The sequence below is a fragment of the Pseudomonas sp. AK-TSAG1-1 genome (assembly GCF_056821665.1).
This window is the reverse complement of record NZ_CM165965.1, coordinates 4644640-4654399: the sequence shown is the minus strand read 5'-3', so window position 1 is coordinate 4654399 and position 9760 is coordinate 4644640. Positions and strand designations below refer to the sequence as shown.

The window sequence follows — 9760 nt, the reverse complement described above, 5'->3', positions numbered from 1 at the left end:
AGTGGAGTTCGCCTATGTCCGAAATCGAAGTAAAGAAAACACAGGAAAGCCTGCAGGATCGCCTGGCTCAGGTCGTTGAGCTGCTGCAGCGCCAGAAGGTCGTCGAAGACCTGACTCATCGCCAGGAAGGCGCGCACCAAGACCGGGTCGAGAACCTGGTTCACCGGCAGAACCTCGTCGAGCTGCAACGCAAACTCGATGATCTGCACTCCGCCGACGTTGCCTACATCCTTGAAGCCCTGCCGCTGGACGATCGTCTGACGCTCTGGCAACTGGTCAAGGCTGATCGCGACGGCGACATTCTTCTCGAAGTATCCGATTCCGTTCGTGAAACGCTGATCGCCGACATGGACGATCACGAGCTCCTGGCTGCCGCCAAGGACATGGACGCCGACGAACTTGCTGACCTGGCTTCCGAGCTGCCGCGAGACGTCGTCCATGAGCTGATGGAGACGCTCGACCAGCAGCAACGCGAGCGCGTGCGTTCGGCCCTGTCCTATGACGAGGAGCAGGTCGGTGCGCTGATGGACTTCGAGATGGTGACCATCCGTGAGGATGTCAGCCTCGAAGTGGTTCTGCGTTACCTGCGTCGTCTCAAAGAGCTGCCGGGCCATACCGACAAACTGTTCGTGGTCGATTATGACGGCGTGCTCAAGGGCGTGTTGCCGATCAAGCGTCTGCTGGTCAATGACCCGGAGAAGCAGGTGGCTGAAGTCATGGCCAGTGATCCAGTGAGTTTTCACCCGGACGAAGACGCCTATGACGCTGCTCAAGCGTTCGAACGTTACGACTTGATCTCGGCCCCGGTGGTCGACAAGAACGGCAAACTGATCGGTCGTCTGACCATCGACGAAATGGTCGACCTGATTCGTGAGGAGAGCGAAAGCGAAGTCCTCAACATGGCCGGTCTGCGCGAAGAGGAAGACATCTTCGCCTCGGTGTGGAAATCCCTGCGCAACCGTTGGGCGTGGCTGGCAATCAACCTGATTACCGCGTTTGTCGCGTCGCGGGTGATTGGCCTGTTCGAAGGTTCGATCGAGAAGCTGGTGGCGCTCGCGGCGCTGATGCCGATTGTGGCGGGTATCGGTGGTAACTCCGGTAATCAGACGATCACCATGATCGTGCGCGCCATGGCGCTCGACCAGGTCAGCACTGGCAACACTTCGCGCCTGATGCGCAAAGAGCTGGCGGTAGCGTTGATCAACGGTCTGGTTTGGGGTGGAGTGATCGGCGTGGTCGCCTATCTGCTTTACGGCAGTTGGTCACTGGGTGTGGTGATGACCGCGGCGATGACCCTCAATCTGTTGCTTGCAGCGCTGATGGGGGTGTTGATCCCGATGACGCTGGCCAAGATGGGGCGCGACCCGGCGATGGGCGCCAGTGTGATGATCACGGCCATGACCGACAGCGGCGGCTTCTTCATCTTCCTGGGGTTGGCGACAATCTTCCTGCTCTAACCGGCCGCAAACAAAAAGCCCGCCAATATGGCGGGCTTTTTTGTGCCTGTTCCATGCCTGATCAGTAACCGGTGGTGAGGGGATAAGTCCCCTCGCCCTGAATGCATTGCCAGGCGGCCAGCGGGTCAAATCGCAGGCAAAAAAAAGCCAGCAATCATGCTGGCTTGAGATGTTCGGTGTGGCTCAGGACGCGTCTGCGGCCATCTCGGCGTCGTGAGCGATCAGCGACACCAGAGCGTTCTGTTGGCGGTGAGACAGCTGACGGAAGCGTTGCAGCAACTCGCGCTCGTGCAATGACAGCTCCGGACTGTCCAGGCGCATGCTCAACTCTTCGCCCAGTGCACCTTCCTGAATAAGACTCTGCTCAAGGCGCGCAATGATCTCGGAGTTCATGCTGCGATGATGATTGCGAGCCACCTCGGCAATGCGTTCACGCATTCCGTCTGGCAGACGTACGACGAACTTGTCAGCCGTACGGCTGGAATAAATTGCCTGTTTCAATGGGCGCATATATTTAACCGGTTAGTTCAGGGGAGCGGTTCTCGGGATTGGCCGCAGGATGTGTGGTAGGACAAGCATCCGCGCCAAATGGTTCAACCTGAATTGTTAAGAGGCCCGCATCATGCCTCAAAATTGCCAGATCATTGGCGTCAATTCTGTGACAAATATTGAGCTGGGTAAAGGCGTAATGCCAGCACCAATTATCAGAAATGCGGACTGGTTTGAAAACTTTGCCTCTGCCCGTATCACTGCCCGCTTCCTGGTGCACATCTGTTGATGTCGTGAGACCTCAGAACGTGCATGCTATGCGGCTTTCAATCCTTGTTCCTTACCTGTACAGGATAGTGGCAATTTGCCGATTTACTAGGGGTAAACACCCGTTGGAGGGCGTTTTCAGGATGGATGGCAGGCTTATTTATCTGATGGGACCTTCCGGTTCAGGCAAGGACAGCCTGATCGAGGCTGCACGTGAGCCATTGCGGGCGATGAACTGCGAAATCATCCGTCGGGTGATTACCCGATCAGCGGAATCGGTCGGTGAAGACGCCGTCGGCGAGACGCCCGAAGAGTTCGATCGACGTCAGCGCGCAGGCGATTTTGCCTTGGCTTGGCACGCCAATGGTCTGGCCTATGGTATCCCGTTAGAAATCGACGAATGGTTGAGTGCCGGACGCCATGTGCTGGTGAACGGTTCGCGCGCCAATCTGCGTCAGGCGTTTGAACGCTACCCGACGCTGCTGCCGGTGCTATTGACGGTCAGGGATGAGGTCTTGCGTGAGCGCCTGCTCAGGCGTGGTCGAGAGACGCCTGAGCAGATCGACGCCAGGCTGGCGCGCAATGCGTTATTCAAGGACAGACGGTCAAGCGACTTGCCTGTGCACCTGATCGACAATTCGGGTGCGTTGGCTGACGCCGTCGACCAACTGCTCGCGTTGATCCGGCTCAGCGCAATACCGGATCGAACTTGATCTTGCGCCCGGCCACCAGCGCCAGCACAAACATCACCGCAAACACGCCGCAGCCAATCAGGGGCAGGGTGACTTCGGTTTCCTCGAACAGCGAAAAATGCACAACGCCACTCAATAAGGCGAGGATCAGAAATCCCGCGGCTGATCTGGACATGCTGTACTCCTGAAGATATTTCAAAAAACCAGACGTTCGGTAGCGCGCGTCGGCAGTGACTGCTCGGGCGTACTGACCGCCTGTGCTGCGAAGTCGCCGTGATCGCTCAGCACCGCCCACTGCGGCGCTTTCTGCACCTGCAAGTAATGCGGCATGCGCTGGGCTACCGGTTCAGTACCCTCGGGGACGAAATGAAAGCCCACCAACACTGCCAGAGCGATTGCGTTTGCAAGCAAGAGAGCGCTGTTCATGAGTCCGACTCCGATTGTTCTGTTATACGAACAGACAAAGCAGCCGTCATGCCAACAGTCTAACCGCTGTGAAGTCCTTTAAAAACAAGCATTTGGAAGGGTTTTTCAGCAGGTGCAGGTTGCAATCTGCAATGATGGCTTTTTGGGGTAGTGCAAAATGCACGGTAAATGTTCCCGCAGCCATGCAAGGCGCCTGCCTACACTTAAAAAGCCCAAGGACGACATGACAAATCAAGGGCTGGCCGTTAACATGCACGCCGTCCGTCGCGCCGTGTCCGGTCGTGACAACTCAGTGTCTCAGTGTCTCAGTAGCTCAATTGGATAGAGCATCCCCCTCCTAAGGGGAAGGTTGGCAGTTCGAACCTGCCCTGGGACACCATATTTTTCAAGGTTCTCAGTGTTTTAAGCCTCACGTCGATTTAAACCGTGGGTGCGTAGTGGGTGCAATAGGATGTGAACCCCTCGCTTTTCAGGCCCTAATTTCTTCTGGGTCGCCCTCTAGGGTTTCTCCCCTCCTGCATCTTTCCCCATTCGTATGCAGGAATGTCCTATGAGTAGAGTTCCAAAGCGTATCTACTGCTTTCGAGTCATAAACCCCAAAGGGGGCTTGGTGGATTGCAGTGCAGCACTTATCGACATCTCCGATAAGCTCAATATCGGCCAGACTGAGATCTCGATGTTTGAGGATGTTGTACGGATACAACGCTTTCGCGACTCCCCCGTGGGAAGGCTTTACCATCTCGCAAGGTACTCACCTGGCAGCCACAGCTCGACCCTAACCCCCAAGGCGGTTGGCAAGCTCGACGATGAGGGGGTATTGGGTGCACCCGCAGGGAAGGAGATCAAAACCGGGGAATGTTACGCGCTCGTCAACGCACACAACGTTTTGTTCTGTGGGCACGGGCTGACGCATCAGAAGTGCGCGAGTTATTTTTTTCAGCTCATGAAGTCCCAGAGGTATCAGCTCGACCCTATAAAATTTCACGCCTCAAGCAACATTGACAGGGTAGCGCTGCTCAATGCACAGGGAGCGAAATCTATCCGGCTCAATGTGAATGCCTATAAGTTGAGTCTGCCTAAGCAAGATGGGGGATGGTTTGGTGGTGTACTGTCTTCCGTGGGCGAAGAGGTGATGGCGCTGATCGGTAAAGACCCTAATCGCTCTCAGGAGAAGTCTCTCCAAGACATGATCGTGGCGCTTGAAATCGGGCTTGATGGAAATTCTCGCGCCACGGTCGAATCTCAGAGCACGATCACTGACTTGGCAAATGAGATTCTTTCTGACGACGACTCACCCGTAGATAGCTTCACGATTCTCACGCGCGATGGAACGCCAATTACTAGTGACGACGTGAAGCTTCACTCGTCTATCAACGTCGAGAAGAACGGGACATCGGTGAATCACGTGGAAGTCTGGGATGCAATGGTTAGGTACTGCGGGCAACTCAAGAATCAGAAGCTGCTGGAGCAATGATGAAAATTGACTGGCGTCGACTTTTATTCTTCCTGGGGGCTGTTTTCGTCAGCGGTTGGTGCGGATGGCATGGGCAGCCTTTGGTGCATGAGAATAACGACGCCAGGTCGATGATTACTGACGTCTTTTCTATCTTGGCCGGTTTCCTGATGACCGTCCTGACGCTGCTGATTGAGCCCAAACCTACCGCCAAGATTTGGCGGGAAGCAGCATCGAAGAAGACAACTTTCGTGAATCGAATCATTCGCTACAAATGGCTGTTTATGCTCTATCTCGGGGTTCTCGGGCTTGTTTTTGTCGCCAACCTTCTAGATAAAAGTAAAGATTCGGCCGACGTGCTTCTTTGGATTGAAAGGCTCTATCTGACACTTGCGACTCTGGCATTTATCATCTCTTTAACTCTGCCCAATCAGCTTATGCAGCTTCAAGTGGGAAGGTATAACGAGATGATCGACGAAAAGAAAAAGCCGGATACGCCAAAAATTTCAGGTCATTGAATCCCGAATCCGTAGAACGGTTGTGGTCGAGCAGTTCGCGTGCCGAGCGGTTGCGCGAATACCAAGCCCGGCGGTGAGCAATTCGGTAACTCTCTTGTGCAGATCGGCGTCGACTGGGCGCCCTTGGTACTTGCCGGCGGCTTTTGCCTTCTCGATACCTTGAGCCTGCCGCTCGCGGCGCTGCTCGTAATCCTTGCGCGCGATCGCCGCCATCATTTCCACCAGCATCGAGTTGATCGCGCCCAGCATCCGGCCGGTGAATTCATCGCCTTTGGTGTCCTGCATTCCTTGATGGCTGGTCGGCAGATCAAGCGCGACGATGCGCAAGCCCTTGGAGTCGATTGCAGCCTTGAGCTTTTGCCAATCCTCCACAGGAAGGCGTGAGAGGCGATCTATCGACTCCACCAGCAACACGTCACCCTTGCGCGCATCTTTGAGCAGGCGCAGCAGCTCAGGCCGATCTGAGGACGCGCCGCTGGCGTTCTCCAGGTACACGCTCGCGATCACCTTGTTGTGGTCAGTGGCGAATTGCTCGAGCGATGCCCGGGCACGGCCGGCGTCCTGCTCTTCGGTAGATGCTCGGAGGTATGCGCGGATGAACATGATGTGCTGTCCGTATCAGTTAAGGTGTACTACTAATACTGTTGCACTATGAGTGTCACTTATCAAGCGGAATGCGCAAATGAACACGAATTTGTGCGTATCAGCTCAGGCATACCCTGCGATAACGCAATTCTTCATCAGTTAATTCAAATACCCTTTAAATCCGGTAGCGTCCTACTAGACAGGTGTCGACGAAAAAAGTAGCGTCGGAATGCCATTACAACAAAGACAATGGCACCCCTTATGTTATGCGGCTAACCAGGAAGGGCGTCATGGCAGATAAGCATCCGTATATGTCAGGTACAGCAGGACTGGTCCAGGCAATCACCCAGCTCAGAAGGACTTTTCCAGCTCAGGTGACTGCCGACACGTTAAAGAAGCTCCAGATTGCACCTAATAATGAAACGTACGTCTTAAATATCCTTCGCTTTATCAATGTCTTAGATTCGGAAAACAAAAAAAACACTAAGGCGATCGGGGTTTTCAATCAGCACGATGATGAGGACTTTCAGAAAGGTCTAAGCACGCTAGTGAAGCCGGCCTATCAAGAGCTATTTGAAATTCACGACGAGCATTCTTGGAACTTGCCTATCGGTAAGCTCATCAGTTTTTTCAGAAATCACGACCACACCAGTGAAATCGTAGGGAAGCGACAAGCGTCGACATTCCAAGCGCTTGCGATGCTATGCGGTCAAGCGCAAGAGGCTGCTCCTGCTACCCCCGTAAAAGCTAAACGCACTGAGTCACCAGCGGCAAAACCTGCTCGGCCAAAACAGCCAAAATTAGCACCTACTGACAAGGATCAGTCGCACGAAATGTTGAGTACTGAGCTACCCATCAAAAGCAACGGAGTGGGATTAGGAAACGGTGGAGTAGCACTCACAGTTCGAGTGGAAATCAACCTGCCTGCCGGAGGCGAGCAGGAGACATACGATCGTATATTCAAAAGCATTCGGGAGAATCTACTGAATGGGAATGGCTCTTGATACTTTTGAGGCAATAGTTAGGCGCACCTCCTCGCCCAGTCCCGGCGATACTCCAGATCACGGATTACATCCCTTTGATCTACGGAATATTCATACGAAGCTACCACCGAAAGTAAAGCGACTCTTTGATGACGGACATTGCGCCGAAGCTACCTTTGAAGCGTTTAAATTCGTAGATAGAACTGTTCAAAAAAGAGCTGGGATTGATGAGGCAGGCTACAAATTAATGATGCAGGTTTTCAGTGAAGACGCTCCTGTTTTGCGTCTCACTGACTTATCAAACACCAGCGAAAAAGATGAGCAGAGAGGCTATAGGTTCCTCTTCTCCGGGGCGATGATGGCTATCAGGAATCCTCGAGGGCATGAAGTGGAGGCCACTGATGATCCCGACGTGTGCCTGGATCACCTCGCTTTAGCCTCACTGTTGTTGCGACGTTTAGAGCAGAGTGGGCTTTTTTAAGCCGAACTGGGCGGGACGTTAAACCTTATCCTCCGCATGGATAGAGGCAGAGATAATGATTCCACCCCACCTGCGCTCCCCGATGCAGATCGGTACCGGGTTGCCGCTAGCGATCGTGTTCTTGGCACTGCCGAAGGCATAGGACGGAGCGTTCTCAGGGGACGTACTTTGCTTCAGGCCGGTAGCTTGAGGGCTCAGCATCTGGATGACGCCGCCGGCTGCGAGTGCAATACCTGGTGCCAGGGTCGCGCCGTTCGTTACGGAGCTCATGGCGATCAAGACCACGCCAAGTACAGTTTGAAACAGACCTGCACGCTTGCTCCCTGCGATTACCGGGACGATCCGGATCTCCTGAGCGCCCCCCATCTTCAGCTCGCGCTCGCCGATGTTCTTGCGGTTCCGGAACACTGCGAATTCGAGACCTTTCCGTTTGGCATCTGCGAGGTACTTCGCAAACCCGGGGTGATTGACGTCGATCGCTTTCACAGCTTCCCGCGTGTCGCCGGTGGAGAGTTCGTAAATGTGTTCACGCCCGAAGAGCTTGCCAGCCGAGCCGCCCAGCAGGATTCTGGTTTTGATGCCGTGGTTGGTGGTCATGGCCATGGTTTACTCCTTGGCGCTGTTGTTGGGTACCGAAACACCAAGTCGGATGGCGAGCAGCGAGCGCGACATTTGCGCCTGGTCGATCGTCACCTGTTCACGTCGTGGTTCGTAGTTCCAGATCCGATCATGAATGCCCTGGTATGCCCGGGCTCCCCGGAAAGTGCCGCGAAGCAGATCGGCAGATACTCGGGCTTCGTCCTCCGTGAAGAACGGCCCGTCAATCGTCACCTTCTGGCCGTCGCGGACGTGCTGGACATCCCACACGACGTAGCCAGAGTCAGGGCCTTGTTTCAGCGTGTAGGGTGCAAAGCGGGCCGTCTTGCACGCCTCGGCGAAGCGTTCCTGGTAAGTGGTCAAGGTATTGCTCCCAGTTGGCGGCCGCACCGTGACGGCCGCAAGTCGAACCGCTTACGCGGCTTCGGATTCTTCCTCTGCTTTTGGTTTTCCTCGGGCCGGGATCTTGTCCAGCCAGGCGCGCAGAGCTTCGGAGCCCTCGCAGCCGGATCGCCATTTTTCGAATCGACCTGCGTAGCCTGTCGAGTTTGCAATCATCCCGCTGAGCGACACACCGACCTGCGAGGTGGTGGCGAGCACATCGTCGTAGACGGCCAGCATTTGACGGAGAGCGTCTATGTCATCTGCGCGAGAGGCGGCGATGCCCGCCCGCGAAAGGCTCGCTGCTGCTTCAGCGTTGAGGCCAGAGAGCATCGGATTTGCTCTTAGCACTGCTTCGACGATATCGGGGTGACCACCCTGGCGCGCTTCAGACATGAGGTTGCGGCGTTCTTCCGGACTGAGGCCTCGCACAAGGGCTCTCAGTTCTTGGTCTGCGAGAAAGCCCGTGACGTCACTACTCGCGCGCGGTGTGAGAGGGGAGAAGCCTTGGGTGACGGTTTCGGCGAGTGTGCGCATATCCTTTGCAACCGACTGCATAGCTGGAAGGAGGGCGGCTGAAACAGCCTCGATTTTTTCTTTGCTCAATCGCTCGATCGCGGACGAGTTGAAATCTTTGTTTTCCCGGATCGAGACGATCTCTTCGCCGAAGTCTTTGAAGGTCTCCAGCGCCAGTGTTTGAAGCTGGCGAGCGGACTTCATCAAGCCGCCGGCTTGCCATACACCCTTTGTTCCGTCCGCACGTTGGATGGAGAAGGTGTGAGCCTCAATAAGAGAGTGCTCGTATTCGGAGTAGTGGAGGTTGGCCAGGCCGACCTTGAGAACTGAACGTTTGCCGATTTTCATTGATTTACCTTTGATATTTAGGCCGGTAAGTGGGCGTCGACGTGAAGGGGGCGATTCTCAGTAAGTGCGATAAGCAAAGCGCTTGCCTGCACGCTGCCTTGTTCGGCTGCCGAACGTAGGCGACCCCATGCGGCATTTATTTCGGCGCGGGTGGGTTTGGCTTGCGGGCCGCGGGGTTTTGAAGGGCTGCCGCTGACTGACATGATCATTCCTCTGTGAGCTGTTGAAAGCCTTGCAAAGCTCACATTAGGCAAGATCTGGGTGTGTATCCAGTGTTTTTAGGGTGCACCTCAGGTGCTACACGTAACGGGACGGAATGGGACTGAAATAGTTGGTTTTGCCGGTCGAGAAGGGGGGATTTTTGTTGCAGTAAGTTGGCGGAAGCCAAAGTGATACACGGCTGAATTTTCAGCCCAGTCATTCATCCTGCAATGCAGGTTGGGAAGCTGCCAGGGAGTGGCGGGACTTTTCCTCAATTTGAGGAACTATCCCCAATGGGGGAAGTTGGTCGGATTTCAAATCCATCCAACCCCCAGCGGGGGCTGAACCTGGCCTCCCATTTTGGTA

The 9760-nt window shown here is 54.9% G+C and carries 13 protein-coding genes and 1 tRNA gene; 7 read left to right on the top strand and 7 right to left on the bottom strand.

Annotated features, from left to right (window positions below; genetic code table 11):
- Positions 1-14 precede the first annotated feature (14 nt).
- Positions 15-1457, top strand: coding sequence for a magnesium transporter (mgtE, locus tag AC1UK9_RS21010; RefSeq protein ID WP_025112916.1), 1443 nt, complete (start codon positions 15-17; stop codon positions 1455-1457).
- Between the two features lie 183 nt (positions 1458-1640).
- On the opposite strand, the gene AC1UK9_RS21005 is transcribed toward mgtE, so the two are convergent.
- Entirely contained in the window at positions 1641-1967 is a 327-nt protein-coding gene (locus AC1UK9_RS21005; RefSeq protein WP_003178899.1) for an Arc family DNA-binding protein, read from the bottom strand.
- A 389-nt stretch (positions 1968-2356) separates the two neighbouring features.
- Between AC1UK9_RS21005 and phnN the strand changes: the two genes are divergently transcribed.
- On the top strand, positions 2357-2926 hold the full coding sequence (gene phnN, locus AC1UK9_RS21000) for a phosphonate metabolism protein/1,5-bisphosphokinase (PRPP-forming) PhnN (RefSeq protein ID WP_482578421.1): 570 nt from the start codon (positions 2357-2359) through the stop codon (positions 2924-2926).
- Here phnN and AC1UK9_RS20995 read toward each other — a convergent pair.
- Positions 2901-3080, bottom strand: a complete 180-nt coding sequence (locus AC1UK9_RS20995; RefSeq protein WP_025112918.1) for a PA3371 family protein — start codon at positions 3078-3080, stop codon at positions 2901-2903. The two genes, phnN and AC1UK9_RS20995, sit on opposite strands and share 26 nt — an antisense overlap.
- 20 nt (positions 3081-3100) lie before the next feature.
- Positions 3101-3331 (bottom strand): hypothetical protein, encoded by a 231-nt coding sequence (locus tag AC1UK9_RS20990; protein ID WP_482578420.1) that lies wholly within the window; start codon positions 3329-3331, stop codon positions 3101-3103.
- Positions 3332-3633: 302 nt separating this feature from the next.
- Between AC1UK9_RS20990 and AC1UK9_RS20985 the strand changes: the two genes are divergently transcribed.
- The 3 genes from AC1UK9_RS20985 (at position 3634) to AC1UK9_RS20975 (ending at position 5302) form a co-directional block, all read left to right on the top strand.
- Positions 3634-3710 (top strand) — tRNA-Arg (locus AC1UK9_RS20985).
- 171 nt (positions 3711-3881) lie between these two features.
- Complete coding sequence (locus AC1UK9_RS20980) at positions 3882-4805, top strand: ubiquitin family protein (protein ID WP_482578419.1); 924 nt, start codon at positions 3882-3884, stop codon at positions 4803-4805.
- The gene (locus AC1UK9_RS20975; RefSeq protein WP_115989092.1) at positions 4805-5302 is read left to right on the top strand and encodes a hypothetical protein; all 498 of its coding nucleotides are present in this window, start codon (positions 4805-4807) and stop codon (positions 5300-5302) included. The genes AC1UK9_RS20980 and AC1UK9_RS20975 overlap by 1 nt, the downstream gene beginning before the upstream one ends.
- Here AC1UK9_RS20975 and AC1UK9_RS20970 read toward each other — a convergent pair.
- Positions 5291-5905, bottom strand: a complete 615-nt coding sequence (locus AC1UK9_RS20970) for a recombinase family protein (RefSeq protein WP_115989093.1) — start codon at positions 5903-5905, stop codon at positions 5291-5293. The genes AC1UK9_RS20975 and AC1UK9_RS20970 overlap by 12 nt on opposite strands.
- A 272-nt stretch (positions 5906-6177) precedes the next feature.
- On the opposite strand from AC1UK9_RS20970, the gene AC1UK9_RS20965 reads away from it, so the two are divergent.
- Both AC1UK9_RS20965 and AC1UK9_RS20960 read left to right on the top strand, forming a co-directional pair.
- The gene (locus AC1UK9_RS20965) at positions 6178-6891 is read left to right on the top strand and encodes a DUF5343 domain-containing protein (protein ID WP_482578418.1); all 714 of its coding nucleotides are present in this window, start codon (positions 6178-6180) and stop codon (positions 6889-6891) included.
- On the top strand, positions 6881-7351 hold the full coding sequence (locus AC1UK9_RS20960; protein WP_482578417.1) for a TIGR02391 family protein: 471 nt from the start codon (positions 6881-6883) through the stop codon (positions 7349-7351). The genes AC1UK9_RS20965 and AC1UK9_RS20960 overlap by 11 nt, the downstream gene beginning before the upstream one ends.
- An 18-nt stretch (positions 7352-7369) precedes the next feature.
- Here AC1UK9_RS20960 and AC1UK9_RS20955 read toward each other — a convergent pair whose 3' ends face one another.
- The 3 genes from AC1UK9_RS20955 to AC1UK9_RS20945 are packed head-to-tail and all read right to left on the bottom strand — an operon-like array spanning position 7370 to position 9193.
- The gene (locus AC1UK9_RS20955; RefSeq protein ID WP_482578416.1) at positions 7370-7954 is read right to left on the bottom strand and encodes a tail assembly protein; all 585 of its coding nucleotides are present in this window, start codon (positions 7952-7954) and stop codon (positions 7370-7372) included.
- Positions 7955-7957: 3 nt separating this feature from the next.
- Positions 7958-8311 carry a hypothetical protein gene (locus AC1UK9_RS20950; RefSeq protein WP_482578415.1) on the bottom strand — a complete coding sequence of 118 codons (354 nt, stop codon included), beginning with the start codon at positions 8309-8311 and terminating at the stop codon, positions 7958-7960.
- Positions 8312-8362: 51 nt separating this feature from the next.
- Positions 8363-9193 carry a hypothetical protein gene (locus AC1UK9_RS20945; RefSeq protein ID WP_482578414.1) on the bottom strand — a complete coding sequence of 277 codons (831 nt, stop codon included), beginning with the start codon at positions 9191-9193 and terminating at the stop codon, positions 8363-8365.
- Between the last annotated feature and the right edge of the window lie 567 nt (positions 9194-9760).